This window comes from Gammaproteobacteria bacterium (assembly GCA_036383255.1).
In the GTDB taxonomy this organism is placed as follows: domain Bacteria; phylum Pseudomonadota; class Gammaproteobacteria; order Natronospirales; family REEB76; genus DASUBN01.
Map to the genome: position 1 here is coordinate 71,920 of DASVOS010000017.1, position 15,498 is coordinate 87,417.

At 62.5% G+C, this 15,498-nt stretch carries 17 protein-coding genes and 1 riboswitch; of the genes, 12 read left to right on the forward strand and 5 right to left on the reverse strand.

Annotation, left to right across the window (positions count from 1 at the left end; genetic code table 11):
• The 3 genes from VF651_10845 to VF651_10855 form a co-directional block, all read right to left on the reverse strand.
• A complete protein-coding gene (locus VF651_10845) occupies nt 1-558 on the reverse strand; it encodes a hypothetical protein (GenBank protein HEX7966199.1) in 558 nt (185 codons plus the stop codon).
• Between the two features lie 37 nt (nt 559-595).
• Nucleotides 596-1,708 carry an efflux RND transporter periplasmic adaptor subunit gene (locus tag VF651_10850; protein HEX7966200.1) on the reverse strand — a complete coding sequence of 371 codons (1,113 nt, stop codon included), beginning with the start codon at nt 1,706-1,708 and terminating at the stop codon, nt 596-598.
• Nucleotides 1,709-1,856: 148 nt separating this feature from the next.
• Nucleotides 1,857-4,016: a carboxy terminal-processing peptidase gene (locus VF651_10855; GenBank protein HEX7966201.1), complete on the reverse strand. Its 2,160-nt coding sequence runs from the start codon at nt 4,014-4,016 to the stop codon at nt 1,857-1,859.
• A gap of 146 nt (nt 4,017-4,162) precedes the next feature.
• Between VF651_10855 and VF651_10860 the strand changes: the two genes are divergently transcribed.
• From VF651_10860 to VF651_10885, 6 genes are all read left to right on the forward strand, one after another.
• Complete coding sequence (locus VF651_10860) at nt 4,163-4,588, forward strand: hypothetical protein (protein ID HEX7966202.1); 426 nt, start codon at nt 4,163-4,165, stop codon at nt 4,586-4,588.
• Nucleotides 4,589-4,931: 343 nt separating this feature from the next.
• Nucleotides 4,932-5,543: a MotA/TolQ/ExbB proton channel family protein gene (locus tag VF651_10865; GenBank protein ID HEX7966203.1), complete on the forward strand. Its 612-nt coding sequence runs from the start codon at nt 4,932-4,934 to the stop codon at nt 5,541-5,543.
• Nucleotides 5,544-5,653: 110 nt separating this feature from the next.
• A complete protein-coding gene (locus VF651_10870) occupies nt 5,654-6,052 on the forward strand; it encodes a biopolymer transporter ExbD (GenBank protein ID HEX7966204.1) in 399 nt (132 codons plus the stop codon).
• A gap of 10 nt (nt 6,053-6,062) precedes the next feature.
• Nucleotides 6,063-6,710: an energy transducer TonB gene (locus tag VF651_10875; GenBank protein ID HEX7966205.1), complete on the forward strand. Its 648-nt coding sequence runs from the start codon at nt 6,063-6,065 to the stop codon at nt 6,708-6,710.
• 242 nt (nt 6,711-6,952) lie between these two features.
• Entirely contained in the window at nt 6,953-7,579 is a 627-nt protein-coding gene (locus tag VF651_10880) for a TonB family protein (GenBank protein HEX7966206.1), read from the forward strand.
• A 182-nt stretch (nt 7,580-7,761) separates the two neighbouring features.
• On the forward strand, nt 7,762-8,337 hold the full coding sequence (locus VF651_10885) for a YbhB/YbcL family Raf kinase inhibitor-like protein (GenBank protein ID HEX7966207.1): 576 nt from the start codon (nt 7,762-7,764) through the stop codon (nt 8,335-8,337).
• A gap of 58 nt (nt 8,338-8,395) precedes the next feature.
• Here VF651_10885 and VF651_10890 read toward each other — a convergent pair whose 3' ends face one another.
• Nucleotides 8,396-9,214 (reverse strand): metal-dependent hydrolase, encoded by an 819-nt coding sequence (locus VF651_10890; GenBank protein ID HEX7966208.1) that lies wholly within the window; start codon nt 9,212-9,214, stop codon nt 8,396-8,398.
• 116 nt (nt 9,215-9,330) lie between these two features.
• Nucleotides 9,331-9,400: riboswitch (Fluoride riboswitch) on the forward strand.
• 33 nt (nt 9,401-9,433) lie between these two features.
• Between VF651_10890 and crcB the strand changes: the two genes are divergently transcribed.
• Together crcB and VF651_10900 are read left to right on the forward strand one after the other, a co-directional pair.
• Nucleotides 9,434-9,808, forward strand: a complete 375-nt coding sequence (gene crcB, locus VF651_10895; protein HEX7966209.1) for a fluoride efflux transporter CrcB — start codon at nt 9,434-9,436, stop codon at nt 9,806-9,808.
• Nucleotides 9,809-9,819: 11 nt separating this feature from the next.
• A complete protein-coding gene (locus VF651_10900) occupies nt 9,820-10,980 on the forward strand; it encodes an MFS transporter (GenBank protein HEX7966210.1) in 1,161 nt (386 codons plus the stop codon).
• Here VF651_10900 and VF651_10905 read toward each other — a convergent pair.
• A complete protein-coding gene (locus VF651_10905) occupies nt 10,977-11,345 on the reverse strand; it encodes a hypothetical protein (protein HEX7966211.1) in 369 nt (122 codons plus the stop codon). The two genes, VF651_10900 and VF651_10905, sit on opposite strands and share 4 nt — an antisense overlap.
• Before the next feature lie 108 nt (nt 11,346-11,453).
• Between VF651_10905 and VF651_10910 the strand changes: the two genes are divergently transcribed.
• The 4 genes from VF651_10910 to VF651_10925 all read left to right on the forward strand — a co-directional run bounded on the left by VF651_10910 (nt 11,454) and on the right by VF651_10925 (nt 15,406).
• Nucleotides 11,454-12,353 (forward strand): pirin family protein, encoded by a 900-nt coding sequence (locus VF651_10910; GenBank protein ID HEX7966212.1) that lies wholly within the window; start codon nt 11,454-11,456, stop codon nt 12,351-12,353.
• 865 nt (nt 12,354-13,218) lie between these two features.
• Complete coding sequence (locus VF651_10915; protein HEX7966213.1) at nt 13,219-13,824, forward strand: reverse transcriptase family protein; 606 nt, start codon at nt 13,219-13,221, stop codon at nt 13,822-13,824.
• A gap of 12 nt (nt 13,825-13,836) precedes the next feature.
• Nucleotides 13,837-14,415 carry a hypothetical protein gene (locus VF651_10920; GenBank protein ID HEX7966214.1) on the forward strand — a complete coding sequence of 193 codons (579 nt, stop codon included), beginning with the start codon at nt 13,837-13,839 and terminating at the stop codon, nt 14,413-14,415.
• 166 nt (nt 14,416-14,581) lie between these two features.
• Nucleotides 14,582-15,406 carry a hypothetical protein gene (locus VF651_10925; protein HEX7966215.1) on the forward strand — a complete coding sequence of 275 codons (825 nt, stop codon included), beginning with the start codon at nt 14,582-14,584 and terminating at the stop codon, nt 15,404-15,406.
• Nucleotides 15,407-15,498 lie beyond the last annotated feature (92 nt).

Here is a 15,498-nt window from a genome sequence, read left to right on the forward strand (position 1 = left end):
TTATACCTCGTCGTCGTCGATGTTGCAGTCGTCGTCGGAATCGTCGTCCATCACCGTGTAGGGGCGGAACGCGGGCAGCTGCTCGGCGATCTCTTCCTGCAGGCGGTACTCGGCCTTCGCCACCTTGCACAGCTCGCGGCCCTGCTGCTTGAGGGGTTCCGCGCTGGCGCGGGCGCGCGCCTCGATCTCGTCGTCGTCCTCGCCGGCCAGGGCCGCGGTCACCAGGGGGCCGATGATGCCGCCCACGAGGGTGATGGCGCTCCTGCCGATCTCCAGGCCCCGGTGCTCGATGTCGTGTATGCCGGCGTTGTACTGCACCAGCAGCTTGCGCTGCGGGGCGGTGACGCCGACCTGCCGGTCGCCTATGTACAGGTCGCCGGCGGGCGTGACGCGGGCCTCGCTGCGGTCCTGGGCGCGGATCAGCACGTCGTCGCCGTCCAGGCGCACGCCGGTGCGGTGGTGCCGCCCGGAATCGAGGCGCACGTCGGCCTGGGCCGCCGGGGCGGCGAGGCAGGCGAGGGCGAGCAGCGCGGCCAGGGTCAGCGGTTGCGTCTTCATGTGGGAACCCCTGAGCTTATTTATATATAGGTGTATGTCAGACCGAGGGTGCCGGCTTCGGCGCCTGGGCCGCGACGGCCTTCTGCGGCGTGTTGTTCACGATCGCCACCTTGGTGCCGTCCTTGAGGCTGTTCTGGCCCAGCGTCACCACCATGTCGCCGTTGGCCAGGCCGCGGGTGATCTCGACCTTGTCCCCGTCGGCATAGCCCAGCGCCACCGCCACGCGGTGCGCGACGCCGTCCTTCACGGTGTACACCGCCGACTCGCCGTCCTCGGTGAGGATGGCCGTGCGCGGCACCGTGAGCGCGTTCTTGTGCACGTCGTAGGTCACGCTCACGCGGCTGAACATGCCGGGCGCCAGCGCGCGGTCGCTGCGATGGACCTCCACCGTCACCTTGAAGGTGCCGGTCTGCGGGTCCACCACCGGCGAGAGGCGCGCCACGCGGCCGGTGAAGCTCTTGCCGGCGAGCGCGTCGGCGGAGAGCGTCGCGGGCTGGCCGGGCCTCAAGCGTGCCAGCGCGTTCTCCGGCACGTACAGCACCGCCAGCAGCGGGTCGAAATCGGTGACCACGTACACCTGCTGGTTCGGGGTGAGGGTGTTGCCGACCTTGATCAGGCGGCGGGCCACCACGCCGTCGATGGGCGAGCGGATGGTGGTGCGGTCCAGGTTGAGCTTGGCGATGTCGTAACCGGCCTTCAGCACCGCGAGGTCGTACTTCACGGTGTCGAAGGCGTCGGCGCTGATGAGCTTGCGGTCGAACAGCGTCTGGCTGCGGGCGAACTCCTGCTGCTTCTTCTCGTAGTTGGCCTGGGCCTGCTCGGCGGCGTAGCGCTGCTCGGCGTCGTCGAGCTTGGCGAGCGCGTCGCCGGCGCGCACCGCGCGGCCTTCCTCGGCGTAGATCTCGGCGACGGTGCCGCCGACCTTGGCCACCACCGCGGCTTCCTGGTCCGCCTCCAGGGTGGTGGTGCCGGAGTAGGTGGCTGCCACCTCGCCGCGCTGGGCCACCGCCGCCTCCACCGGGATCGCCGGGGTGGCGTCGGCCTTGGGGGCTTCCTGGGCCTGGGCGGCGCTGCCGCCGCAGGCGGACAGGCTCAGGGAGCCGGCCAGGACGAGGAGGAGGGACAAGGGAGCGAGGGTTTGGCGGTTCATGGTGTGCCCCGGAGTCATAGGTTCGGTTGGTATGGCCAGGAGTAAGGTACTGTTATAGCCAAGTATAACAGTGATTTTGAGACATGCAAGACCGACCCCCCTGAAAGATCAGGGGGGTCCTTAGGAAATTAGGCGTCTTGGAAGGGAGTCAGAAGCCCCGGTTGGCCAGCGCCGGATCCGGCTTCTGGAACAGGCCGCGGGCATCCATGTCCGCCACGATGGCGGCGGACTCGTCCAGCAGCACGTCGGCGGTGAGGCCGCCGTCGCCATCGCCGCCCGCATCCGCCTTGTCGGCCTTGAGGGCTTCCTCGAGGGTGGCCACAGCCGGCATGCCCTTGAGCTTGCGCCAGGCGTTGAGGCTCGTGAGGCGCTTGGCGTCATCCTCGGCACGCTGCTTCTGGCGGTCCGCCAGCACCAGCGAGATGGAGGTCTGGGCGCGGGCGGTCTCGATGTCGTGCACCCCGTCCATGAACAGCTTCCAGGCCGGGTCCTTCGCGATGCGCGCCTCATGGTCGCTGGCGAGCAGGGGCAGGGCCTTGCCCAGGCCGGAGTCGAGCGGCTTGTAGTCGCTGGGCTTGATCTCGTCCCAGGGCAGGGCGCTCGGGTTCGCCGACTCGCCGAAGTCCGTGGGGTCCACCAGCGCCGGCAGCACGATGTCCGGCGTCACGCCCTTGTTCTGGGTGCTGGAGCCGCTCACCCGGTAGAACTTGTCCACCGTGAGCTTGAGCTGGCCGGCGTCGAAGTCGCCGGGCAGGAAGCGGCTCAGGTCCCGGAGCTGCTGTACCGTGCCCTTGCCGTAGGTGACCGAGCCCACCACCACGCCGCGGTGGTAGTCCTGGATCGCGGCGGCGAAGATCTCCGAGGCGGAGGCGGTGAAGCGGTTCACCAGCACCGTGAGCGGGCCGTGGTAGGCCACGCCGCTGTCGTCCTCGCTGTCGTCCACCTGGACGGCGCCGTTCTGGTGGCGGATCTGCACCACCGGGCCTTCCGGGATGAAGAGTCCCGTGAGGTCCTCGGCCTCCTGGAGCGAGCCGCCGCCGTTGTTGCGCAGGTCGATGACCACGCCGTCCACGTTCTGCGCCTTGAGCTCGCCCAGCAGGCGGCGCACGTCGCGGGTGGTGCTGGTGTAATCCTTGTCGCCGCGGTAGCGCGCCACCGAGTCCTCGTAGAAGCCGGGGATGGTGATGACGCCCACCTTGTAGCGCTTGCCGCCGCGCTCCACGTCCATGACCTTCTGGTGGGCGGCCTGGGCCTCGAGCTTAACGGTGTCGCGGACGAAGCTGATGGTCTTCTCCGGCGTGCCCGGAGCGGCGCCGGCCGGCAGGATCTGCAGCCGCACCGGCGTGCCGGGCGTGCCGCGGATCAGCGCCACCACGTCCGTGATGCGCCAGCCCACCACGTCCACCATCTCGCCGTCGCCCTGGGCGACGCCGGTGATGCGGTCGTCGGCCTTGAGCTGCTTCTGCGGGTCACGGTCGGCGGGCCCGCCGGGGAGCAGGTGGTCCACCTTGGTGTACTCGCCGTCGGTGACCAGGGAGGCGCCGATGCCCTGCAGTTTCAGGCTCATCTGGATCTGGAACTCCTCGGCCGCCACCGGCGGGAAGTAATCGCTGTGCGGGTCGAGTGAGTGGGCATAGGAGTTCATGAACACCGAGAACACGTCCTCGGCGGTCACCTGGTGCGAGCGGTAGGCGAAGTTCTGGTAGCGCTTGCGCAGCGCCTCCTGCACCTGGGGCCAGGTCTTGCCCGCCAGCAAGAGGCCGATCACGTCGTTCTTCACGCGCTTGGCCCACACGTCGTCGAGCTCGGCGCCGTCCTTCGCCCAGGGGCCCTTGCTGCGGTCGAAGACGTAGCTCTCCTTGGCCGTCAGGTCCGGCTCCTTGTCGAGGAGCTTCAAGGCGTACTGGATGCGCTGGTCCACGCGCTTCTGGAACAGGTTGTAGATGTCGAAGGCCGGCTGCACGTTGCCGGCGCGGATGTCGTCGTCGAGCTTGAGGCGCTCACCGGAGAAGGCGGCGATGTCGGCCTGCACGAAGTAGCTCTTGTTCGGGTCCAGGTCCTCGAGGTACTGGTCGAACACCAGCGCCGACTGCCTGTCGTCGAGCGGGCGTTTCTCGTAGTGCAGCTTGGTGAGGAGTCCCGCCACGATCTGGTCCACCAGCCTTTCGTTCGGCAGCGGCGCCAGGTCCTTGACCGCGACGGCGGCGGTCGTGGGCGCCGGCGGCGGCGTCACCGAGGAGAACGCGGTGGAGGCGAGGACGGCGAGGCCGCCCGCCAGGATCAGCAGCAAGGAAGGCTTGTGACGCATCGGGGACATACCTGGAGGAGACGCCGGAGGCGGGGAGTGGGCTGACCTATATATGAGCACAAGCGGCGGGCCGGCGCGAGTCCCTTGCCCGGCCTACAATAGCGGCCCATCGCGGCGTTTGTGTCGTGAGCAACCGAGGCTCCCCGATGCGTCCCCTGACCTTCATCAACGGCGTGCTGCTCGGCAGCGCCGGTGCGCTCGGCGCGGTGCTGGGCGTGATCCTGTTCTTCCGCTGGGTGCTCACGGGCGACGCGAGCCTGGACCAGACGGTGGTCCAGAGCGGCTTGCCGCTCGGCGAGATCGCCCGTGACATGTGCATATTCATCGGCCTCGCGGCCCTGGCCCTCGCCGCGTTCTGGGGCGAGCTCAAGCGGCGGCCCTGGCGGCTCGTCGCCGACTACCTGCACTTCGTCGCCCTCGGCGGGGTCCTCGTCTTCTTCTTCGCCCAGCCCGGCGCGCTGATCCGCGACTTCGCGCTTTTGGCCGCGGCGGCGCTGACGGGTGCGTTTATCTACGGTATATTTAGTAGGACGGGGTGGGCGGCGCGGTGGGCGCGCTGGCTCGGGGATTGAGGGGATGCGGTTGGCGCCGGTCCTTAAAGTTCTGAATCAGGTTTTTATAAGGTTTTTATAAGGATTTCCGCTGGTATTGCCCGGCGCGCTTGGCTAACTTTCGGAGTGTGACAGCGCGAGATCCTTGCCGCCGTCAAGGCCTGGATTGAGGCATAATTGGCGCCCCGGGGAGCCATAAAATGCCCTCGGATTATTGACTTAGGAAGCCCGATTGGAGTAAAAATCGTGGCCCACTGACGGCGTGACAGGGAGGTCCGCGGGGCCACAAGGCCTGGCGGACGACTTTTCGCGTTTTTATTAAAGAGCGACTACTACTTTCCGGTATCTCTAGGAGACATCCAACGTGACTTTCCAAGAATTACTGCACATCGCAGCGGTCTCGGGCGGCATCCTGTACGTCCTCGTCTTCATCCTGTTGGTGGGCCTCACCATCATCGTCGACCGCACCTGGTATCTCGCCAAGGTCGTGCGCCAGGGCGAGCTCATCGCCGGCACCGTGCTCGAGATGGAAGATGTGGATCGTGACGCGCTCATGGACCTCGCGGTGCGCACCGCCAAGTTCCCGCAGGGCGCGATCCTGGAAGTGGCGCTCAAGTATCCCGACGTCAAGGACCCGGTGCGTCTCGCCGAGCTGATCGAGGAGACCATCCTCCTGCAGGCGCCGCGCATCGACCGCAGCCTGTGGCTGCTCGACACCATCGTGACCCTGGGACCGCTGCTGGGCCTGCTCGGCACCATCGTCGGCATCTTCGAGGCCTTCAAGGTGCTGGGTGCCGCCGACACGGCTCCGACCAAGGTGACCGGCGGCGTGGCCGAGGCGCTCATCGCGACCGCGGCGGGCCTCTTCGTCGCGATCCTGGGCCTGGTGTTCTTCAACGGCCTGAACAACCGCGTCCGCCTGATCATGCATCAGATGGAAGCGATCAAGGTGATGCTGGTCAACCGTCTCACCTGATACAGGACTGCGGCGCGGTGCCCCGTATTCCGGGGCGCCGCCCCCGTATCTCCGGGGCGCCGTAACTCAACCTTATCGCCGCCACACGCTGGCGGCAGAGGCAGGCAAAAGTGTCTAACAAGTTTTTCGTAGAGAAGAAGGGTCGCATCGAGATCATCCCGATGATCGACATCATGTTCTTCTTGCTGGTGTTCTTCGTGATGATCACGCTGCGCATGATCCCGGCCACGGGCATCGCCTCCAAGCTGCCCCGCAGCTCCACGGCGGTGAACATCGAGCGTCCGAAGATCATCATCAGCCTGCTGGCTGACGGCGAGATCGTGGTGGACGACCAGAAGATGACGGCCGACCAGCTCACCACCTACCTCCTGGGCCAGGACCCGGCGCACGCCAACGTGACCATCGCCGGCGCCAAGGAGACCACCCTCCAGTACCTCGTGATCGTCATGGATGCCATCCGCACCGCCGGTGTGACGGAGATCGGCATCGCGGCGAAGAACACGGACTGAGGGCCATAACGTGGCAGACCAGAAGTACGTCTTTTCCGAACGCCTCTTCACGCTGCAGAAGCTGCGCTCGCTGGGCACGGCTGCGATCCTCGAGGTCCTGCTGGCCCTGGGCGTGGCGGGCATCCTGATCTGGCAGCAGCTGCATCCGGCTCCTCCGCCGCCGCCGATCCAGTCGGCCGCGCTGGAGATCCCGCCGAACCCGCCGCCGCCGCCGCCCCCGCCGCCGCGCAGCGTGCCGACTCCGCAGCCGCCGCAGCCGCAGCCGCTGTCCGAGGTGCCGCCGATCCCGACGCCGATCCCGACGCCGAACGCGGTGCCCGTGCAGCCGCCGTCGCCGCCGCCGATCCCGACGTCGCGCCCGGCCAACCCGGACACGCTGATGGCGCAGTTCCAGGCCAGCATGAAGGCGGCCATCGACGCGCAGAAGGTGTACCCGAAGGAATCCATCATGGCCGGTGAGACCGGCGTGGTGACGGTGTCCTTCGATTACGTCAACGGCGTGGTGAGCAACATCCACATCGACAAGGGCAGCGGTTCCCGCAAGCTCGACCGGTCGGCGATGGATGCGGTGCAGCGCGCGACCCTGCCGCCCAAGCCGGCGGAGCTCGCGGGCATCAACCACTTCGTGGTGCTGATCAACTACAGCCTCGGCGGCTGACGCGCCGGACTGCAGTGACAAAAAAGCCCGCCAATAGGCGGGCTTTTCTTTTTTGGGCTGGCATCCGCCGCCTATTTCCTGAAGTTTATCACGGCTATTGCCGGCTAAACCGGTGCGTTTGGGGTGGTGCTTTTCGTCGCGTGGCCTATGCTTTAGGTAAGCGCGGCATCAGCCGCGCAGGGCTGGTGAGGAGCAGCCAAGGGATCCGCTGTCACGTATGGGCAACCCAAGGGGAGGCTACCGTGGTACAGAAATCCGTCTTCGTCGAAGGGCTATTCACGCTCCGCAACCTGCGTTCCATCGGCACCGCTGCGATCCTCGAGGTCCTGATCGCGGCCGGCGTCGCCGGCATCCTGATCTGGCAGCACGTGCGCCCTGGCGACACCGCGGGACCGCGTACGCCTCCGATCGTCATCCCTGATGATCCGCCGCCGCTGCCGCGCACCATACCGACGCCGCAGCAGCCGGAGCCCGAGCAGCTGCATCCGGTGCCGGCCGTCCCGGTGCCGTTCCCGACACCGGACGCGGTGCGGCCGCTGCCGGAACTGCCGCCGCTGGTGCCGGAACACCGGGCCCACCCGCCGGCGGATCTGGCCATCGGGTTCAGTGCGGGCATGCTGGAGGCCATCAATGCCCAGAAGGTGTATCCGAGGACATCGCTGCTCAAGGCCGAGACCGGCGAGACCGTGGTCTCGTTCGATTACGTGGACGGCGTGGTGAGCAATATCCACGTGGACAGGTCAAGCGGTTCCCGTGAACTCGACCAGGCGGCGGTGGAAGCCGTGCGGAAGGCGACGCTGCCATCCAAGCCGGCGGAGCTCGCGGGCCTCAGGCACTTCGTGTTCACCCTGGTGTTCAACCTCGATTAGCGATCTCCGCGGCCGATGCGGGAAGCCGCCAGTCATGCGACTGGCGGCTTTTTTGCCGTGACGAGGGTTATACCCGACGCCGTGCAGGGACGTCCCCGATTCCGCGCGTCGGGGATGACGGCATATATTCCTTGCTTTGGCCGTGCCCCACATGCGGCACGATACGTCGAAGGAGTGACATCATGCGCAGCTTCATGGGTTCCCTGTTATTGGGTTTCGTGTTCGCCTTTCAGGCGCCCGCCCAGGCGGCGGGCGATTTCACCCTCACCAGCCAGACTTTCAAGGATGGCGAGACCGTCCCCATGTCCGTGGTGTACGACAAGATGGGCTGCAAGGGGAAGAACACGTCCCCGGAACTCTCCTGGTCAGGCGCGCCCGCGGACACCAAGAGCTTCGCGGTCACCGTCTATGACCCGGATGCCAAGACCGGCAGCGGCTTCTGGCACTGGACGGTGTTCGACATCCCGGCCGACGTCACCCACCTGGCGGCTGGCGCAGGTGGCAAAGGCTCCAGGAAGCTGCCGAAGGGCGCCAAGATGGGCCGCAACGACTTCAGCGATCCCCATTTCGACGGTCCCTGTCCGCCGCCGGCCGATGCCCCGCACGCCTACCAGTACACCGTATATGCCCTGAAGGTGGCCAAGCTGCCGGTGGACTCCAAGGCTTCCGGCGCCATGGTCGGCAACTACATCCAGAAGAACTCGCTCGGCAAGGCCACGCTCATCGGCAAGTCGGACGGCAAGCAAGACCACCAGTAGCAGGAAAGAAAAAGCCGCTGGCGTCCCGCCAGCGGCTCCTTCGTCAGCGGTCCAGGGATCAGAACTCGGCGGTCTCGCCGGGCTTCATCACCTTCAGCTTGCTGGAGACGTGGCGCGCCTTGAGCGCCGCCTCGAAGGCGTCCGGCGTGCCCGTCAGCACCGGGAAGGTGCCGAAGTGCATGGGGATCACCGTGTCCGGGTGCACCATCTGCACCGCCAGCGCCGCGCCCTGGGGGCCCATGGTGAAGTGGTCGCCGATGCAGGCCAGCATCACGTTCACGTGGTCCGCGTCGCCGATCAGCTTCATGTCGCCGAAGGCGGCGGTGTCGCCGGTGTGATAGAAGACCGGGCCGTCCTTGATGCGGATCACGAAGCCGCCGGGGTCGCCCGCGCCCTTCACCTCGGGCGCCGCGCCCTGGACCGTGTAGGTCGAACCATGCACCGCCGGCTCGAAGGTGATGCTCACCTCGCCGTCCAGCAGCGTGAGGGTGCCGCCGGCGTTGCCCTGGGTGTCCATGCCGGCCTGCTTGGCCGGGAACCCGCCCGCCGCCATCAGCGCCGAGCCCAGGTCGAAGTTGCTGACGAGCTTGGCGCCGGTGCGCTTGGCGATGTCCACCGCGTCGCCCACGTGGTCGCCGTGGCCGTGGGACACCAGGATCAGGTCCACCTTGGTGAGCGCGGCCAGGTCTTCCTTGCCCTTGGGATTGGCGGGGTTGGTGATCCAGGGGTCGATGACGAGCACGTGACCCTGGGGCGTCACGATCTTGAACGCGGCATGGCCGTACCAGGTGAGCTGGGTCTTGCCTGCGGCTGAAGCGGCGGCGCTGAACGCCAGTGCGGCGAGGGCGAGGAGGGGGATCAATGACCTGCGCAACATGCTTGTTCTCCTTGTCATGGCGGGTTCGTCGAGGGGAACCTAAGTCTAGGCCAATTTATTCCGGCGGTTGACACTCATCCGGTCCACATGTTCAGCTACGTCCGACATCCCGCCCCTGGGTGTCGGGCGATGGAGTTCGCCTTAACCGCCACCGGCAGCGCCGGGGCTGATGACTCCTACTGGATACCTCAATCGGCGTTCAGCAGGAGGAGTCCTTCCATGTGGAATTACGTCGCGGTCGCCTTCGGCGGCGCCCTGGGCTGCTGTGCCCGCCTGGGCATCAACCAGCTCGTGCACGAGCGCTACGGCCAGGCCTTCCCGTACGCCACCTTGCTCATCAACGTCTTGGGCTGCCTGGCCATGGGCTTCCTGTTCTTCTTCACCCTGGAGAAGGTCAGCCTGAACCCCACATGGCGCCTCGCCCTCATCACCGGTGGCCTCGGCGGCTTCACCACCTTCTCGGCCTTCGGTATCGAGACGCTGCTGCTGGTGGAGGACGGCAAGGCGGGCTACGCCGCGCTCTACGTGACCTCGTCGGTGGCGCTCGGCCTCGCCGCCGTGTTCACTGGCGCATGGCTGGCACGCAGCCTATAGAAGGAAACCCGATGGACACTTCGGCCCGCCAGAAGGCGCTGCGCTTCGTGGTGAGTCTGGGTATCGTGAGCCTGTTCGCGGACCTCACCTACGAGGGCGGCCGCAGCATCATCGGTCCCTACCTCGCGTCCCTCGGCGCAGGCGCGCTCTTCGCCGGCACCGTCGCGGGCTTCGGCGAGTTCCTGGGCTATGCCATCCGCCTGGGCTCGGGCCGCTTCGTTGACCGCACTCACCGCCACTGGGCGGTGATGATCGCGGGCTACACCGTCAACATGATCTCGGTGCCGGCCCTCGCGCTGGCCTCCACGCCCTGGCTCGCAGGCCTGCTGGTTTTCACCGAACGGCTCGGCAAGGGCGCGCGGGTGCCGGCGCGGGACGCGCTGCTCTCCCACGCCGGCCATGAGCTCGGCCACGGCAAGGCCTTCGGCCTGCACGAGTTCCTGGACCAGCTCGGCGCGATCCTGGGACCCCTGCTGGTGTCCGCGGCGGTGGCGTACTCGGGCTACCGGCTGGGCTTCGGCGTGCTGGCGGTGCCGGCGCTGCTCGCGCTGGTGTTCCTGTGGCGCGCCCGCGGCATCGAAGGCGGCGGGCGAGAGGACGCGCGGGATGTGCGCAGCCGCTTCGACAAGCGCTACTTCCTCTATCTCGCGTTCTCGGTGGTCTCGGTGCTGGGCTTCGCCCACTTCATCCTGGTGGGCTACCACCTGGGGATCACGCATCGCCTGTCGCCGGCGCAGATCCCCCTGGTGTTCGGCCTCGCCATGGGCGTGGACGCACTGGCGGCCCTCGCCAGCGGCTGGCTCTACGACCGCTTGGGCCTCAAGGTGCTCACGGCCTTGCCGCTGCTCACGCTGCCCGCCATCCCGCTCCTGTTCCTCGCCCGGAGCCCGTCGTACATCTGGCTCGGCGCGGCGTTCTGGGGCGCGGCGCTCGGCGTGCAGGAGAGCACCATGCGCGCCGGGGTCGCCACGCTCACGCCGCGCGCCGTGCGCGGCACTGCCTTCGGTATCTTCGATGCTTCGTTCGGCCTGGCCTGGCTCATCGGCAGCCTGCTCCTGAGCGCGCTCTACCGCGTGAGCCCCGCGGCGCTGGTCACCGGCGCGGTGATCTTCCAGGTAGCGGCGTTGCCGTTGCTATGGCTGACGGTGCGAGGCGCGAAGCACGCTGCTTAAGGACAGGGCCTGTTGGGCGCCGGCTTGCAGGGCACCGGACGCGGATGCCGCGGTTGCCTGGGCGGCGGAGGCGGGGGCGGCCGGGGCCGTGGCGGCGGTGTCGCCGGCACCGGGACCGGCACGGGGTAGGGATAAGGCACCAGCACCACGCCGGTGCCCGGATACCAGGGTCCGACGTAGGTGGGATAATACGGCTGCGGCACGATGAGCGGCGAGGGCTCGCAGGGCGGGTACTCCGGCATCTCCACCACGCAGCCGTGCATCGTCGAGGCGGGCACGCGCGGATCCGGTGGATTCGAGGCGCAGCCGGCCGCGAGGCCTAAGCCCAGCAGACAGAGCGTGGTGAGTATGAGGATGCGGCGCATCGGGAACCTCGATCCACTATAACGCGCCGCGGTCCCCGGGGCTGACCCGCTTGAAGACGACACATCGCGTCCCCACCTCGGGGGCTTGGCCATCTTTCCGGAGGCTGCATGACCCGTCCCGACCCTTCCCAGCCGCTGCGCAGCGTGGCGCGCATCGTCACCAGCATCCGCACCCGCGAGGGCGGCGGCTTCATCGTGCACCGCCCGTTCCCGACCCAGATGCTCATGGACTTCGATCCCTTCCTGCTCTTGGACGAGATGGGCCCCGTGGACTACGCGCCGGGCGAGGCGGTGGGCGCGCCGGACCACCCGCACCGCGGTTTCGAGACCGTCACCTACGTGCTGGAGGGCCGCATGCAGCACAAGGATTCCCACGGCCACGCGGGCTCGCTCGGGCCCGGCGACGTGCAGTGGATGACCGCCGGCGCCGGCGTGGTGCACTCGGAGATGCCGGAGGAGAAGTTCCGCGCCGCCGGCGGGCGCATGCACGGCTTCCAGATCTGGGTGAACCTGCCGCGCAAGGACAAGCTCATGAAGCCCCGCTACCAGGAGCTGCCGGACTCCGGCATCCCGGTAGCCACCAGCGCGGACGGCAAGGTGAAAGTGAAGATCATCGCCGGCGAGTCGCTGGGCAAGAGCGCCGCCATCGACACCCGCACGCCGATAGCCTTCCTGCACATGACCCTGCAGCCCGGCGGCGGCATCGAGCAGCCTTTACCCAAGAACTACAACGGCTTCGCGTTCCTGATCGCGGGTGATGGGGAATTCGGCGCCGGGGACGTGAAGGCCTCAGCGCACCAGATGGTCATCTTCGGCAATGACGGGTTGAACGTGAGGATCAAGAACCGGGAAGATTCGAAAGAAGCATTGGAATTGCTGCTGCTGGCGGGCGTGCCGCTGAACGAACCGGTCGTGAGGTACGGGCCGTTCGTGATGAACACGGAAGAGGAGATCCACCAGGCGGTGAGGGATTATCAGCAGGGGAGGATGGGGGAGATTACGTTCTAGAGATTTGGGAAACTAAGGCCGCGGAAGCGGCCTTAGTTTTTTGGGAATTTAGTACGGCATATGACATAAACGGAGTTTAGTGGTAAATTTCTTATGTCTCTTCTCTGGGGAGAGCCCTGCTACTTTGCTGGATCACTTGTGATCTGAGGAGGTAAAACCTCTGCCGTTATCCCCTGCACACAGTCAGTGACAACATTGACATGCGCATTGGGTAATCCGCCCCATACATGTATGGGTGCGCTTTAAATGGCAGTCTGTAAAACCATCTGTCTAGCTCCCCGCTCTGAAGGTTACACAGCAGGGGGGTGCCATCCCGGCATCCCGTAACCAAGAGAGGTAAAGCGTATGACTACGCAGAGAAGAGGCAGACGATGGGCGAGACTGAAGTCGGTGTGTGTTGAAATCGCCCTATGGACGATTAAACACCCAGAGCTTGTACTCAAGCTTTGGCACCTGATTCGCAGTAGCGACATTCTGCCGTTTTATCTTCGGTCTTCGGAGAAATCGTACAAAACGGATTCGCACTTGGGAGTTTCAGTCTATGCCTGCCAGGAAAGGAAGGTCCAGGCACCCCAAGAGCTATGCACTCAATCAGTGCGCACTATATAAGCTTAAGAACAAGCGAAAGTTCGCAAGCTTATTCGGTCTTACTCTCGCCGATTTAGACGGTCTTTTAGAAAAAGATAATTACCGTATCTTCCACATTGCTAGTAGTAAGCCGCGGCTTGTTGAGTGGCCTAAGCCTCATCTTGAACGATTGCATCGGCGAATGCTCTCGTTGCTCCAGCGGATCGAGACTCCAATATATTTGCATTCAGGTGTTAAAGGCCGTTCGTATATAACGAATGCTAGGCAGCATATTGGCTTGTTGGAGGTGGTAAAGATCGATATCAAGAAGTTCTATCCATCGACGACTTCATTGCATATCTACAAATATTTTCATGAAGAAATGCTTTGCTCTAGTGATGTAGCTGGGCTGATCACAAAATTACTTACATACGATAATCACATACCCACTGGTAGTTGCGTTAGTCAGCAGATCGCGTTCTTAGTGCATAAGGGTATGTTTGATGAAATGCAGGCTCTATCTATACATCACGGCATAACGATGACTTGCTATGTAGATGACATCACGTTCTCTGCATCAGATATTCCAGCTGCATTCTTAAATGACATTAAGAAAATTATTAGAAAGACTGGTCTTAAACATCATAAGGAACGAAGGTATACAAAGATTCGTCCAAAATTAATAACTGGTGTCATTGTTACTGATACTGGGATTAGAGTTAGAAATAAGCTTTTAATGAAAATCCATGATGGTTTTGAAAGCCTTAGAGCAGCTGTCAAAAGCGGAGAGGAAGTTAAGCTAGATAGCTTACTTGGTCGAATTAATGCGGCCAATGAGATTAGTGGTGATTTTACTGGTATGAAGAGACGGGCCAAAAGATATGAAGAATTGAAAGTGGATTAATGAGGAGGGACCATGTCTAGCGATTATGAAATTGCGAGACAGGAAACTGTAAATAATCAAAGTTCCAATGCCGAAGCTCATGATAGAGCGATTCTTACTTTGTCGAGTGCATTTTTGGCGCTGTCTGTTTCCTTTCTTCATGATGGATTCAAAGACTATGAGCCTAGGTGTTCAATTTTCCTTTACCTCTCATGGTTTCTTTTTACTGGCGCAATTGTAATTACTGTTTTTAGTTACTCTTATTCTCAACGTACTGCTGACTACAAGCTAAGTACACTTCAAACGTTTTTTAGAGAGGCTGATAAACAGGAAAAAATTAATAATGAAATCATCAGAATGGGGAAGAACGAACGGAAAATGAATGATTGGGCTAGTGCGCTCTTTATTGCTGCTGTTTTGTTCACAGTCATATTTGTAACTATTAACGCAGAGGGAGAAAGAAAGATGGGTCAACATGATATAGGCAGATCGGTGCCTTCAGTCCCTATGCCTACGCAACCAACACCAGCAACGTCTATGCCTGGAAAATCAATTCCTTCTACTCCAGTTCAACCTGCACCGCAGCCAGCACCTCAACCGGTGAAGAAATGAAGGAGGGGCTAGACCTGGAGAAGGCGTACCGATAGGGTTCGTGGATTCGGTTCGGGTTAAGGCTGTCACAAAAGAGTCATATAGGGTGGGGGGTCAAAGAGTTAAATCGGATGGAGAGGGGAGGGGCTAGACAAGCTGGGAAGGATTGGGAAGTTAGGGAGAACTTATGGTCGAGGAAGCTTCGGAATTCTTCAAAGAGATAAGGCTCGCGGTTACTGAGAGACTAACCAGTCCTCTCGTCGGTACTTATTGGATTTCGTGGCTAATTTGGAATTTTAAGTTTGTGCTCATTGTGTTCAGCGGACTGGAAATAATCCAGAAACTGCAATTGATACACGATGAGATGTTTTGGAATGGATGGGGATATTTATGGACCTACGGCGGCCCTACTGCAATGACCTTCCTTTTTATTTTTGTTTATCCCTTCCCGGCCCAAGTTGTTTATGAATTTCGCCTTAAATTTCAACGGCGACTTAGGTTAGTAAGGCAAAGAGTAGAAGACGAGACATTGTTGAGCGCAGAAGATGCAAGGGCTTTGCGCTTAAAAATGCGCGAACATGAACGAAATTTTTCAAATCAACTCGCTGCTGCTGAACAAGAGATTGAGGATTTAAGGAAGGAAAATCTTTCTATCAAGGAACTTAACAATGCTTCCGGAAAGCAATCTTCATCGGTCTATGAGGCTTTAGCAAATGAAGATATATATGGCCAAGTTGCTGTGGATCCATTGTCTGCCCTTGAAACACTGATAATTAATAAGATTGCATCTTCAAACCCTCGGACAGTTAGTGAAGCTCGAATTATTGGGGCAGTTCAGGGTATAGCTAAAAAAATTGGAAAAACTCAGACTAGACTCGAAACACTTGACGCGCTTGATTCTCTTGTTATGCAACGAAAATTTCTAAAGACGGCTGCCGGATTTGATGGAGATAAATATTATTCACTTACGCCATCTGGTGAGAAATTTGCATTGGATAATAATTTCTTTTGAATGCCGCATGAAGAGTGCGTCAGGCGCAATTTCGAAGCTCTAAACTAAGACGCCAATATATTCTGTGGAGGCGGCGCGTCGCTCACGGCCAT

Bases quoted from the DNA above. Each gene is read 5' to 3' on its own strand.
- VF651_10910 (HEX7966212.1), top strand. From the start codon at position 11,454: ATGACCCGTCCCGACCCTTCCCAGCCGCTGCGCAGCGTGGCGCGCATC.
- crcB (HEX7966209.1), top strand. From the start codon at position 9,434: ATGTGGAATTACGTCGCGGTCGCCTTCGGCGGCGCCCTGGGCTGCTGT.
- VF651_10905 (HEX7966211.1), bottom strand. From the start codon at position 11,345: ATGCGCCGCATCCTCATACTCACCACGCTCTGTCTGCTGGGCTTAGGC.
- VF651_10925 (HEX7966215.1), top strand. From the start codon at position 14,582: ATGGTCGAGGAAGCTTCGGAATTCTTCAAAGAGATAAGGCTCGCGGTT.
- VF651_10920 (HEX7966214.1), top strand. From the start codon at position 13,837: ATGTCTAGCGATTATGAAATTGCGAGACAGGAAACTGTAAATAATCAA.
- VF651_10885 (HEX7966207.1), top strand. From the start codon at position 7,762: ATGCGCAGCTTCATGGGTTCCCTGTTATTGGGTTTCGTGTTCGCCTTT.
- VF651_10845 (HEX7966199.1), bottom strand. From the start codon at position 558: ATGAAGACGCAACCGCTGACCCTGGCCGCGCTGCTCGCCCTCGCCTGC.
- VF651_10890 (HEX7966208.1), bottom strand. From the start codon at position 9,214: ATGTTGCGCAGGTCATTGATCCCCCTCCTCGCCCTCGCCGCACTGGCG.
- VF651_10850 (HEX7966200.1), bottom strand. From the start codon at position 1,708: ATGAACCGCCAAACCCTCGCTCCCTTGTCCCTCCTCCTCGTCCTGGCC.
- VF651_10855 (HEX7966201.1), bottom strand. From the start codon at position 4,016: ATGCGTCACAAGCCTTCCTTGCTGCTGATCCTGGCGGGCGGCCTCGCC.
- VF651_10900 (HEX7966210.1), top strand. From the start codon at position 9,820: ATGGACACTTCGGCCCGCCAGAAGGCGCTGCGCTTCGTGGTGAGTCTG.
- VF651_10860 (HEX7966202.1), top strand. From the start codon at position 4,163: ATGCGTCCCCTGACCTTCATCAACGGCGTGCTGCTCGGCAGCGCCGGT.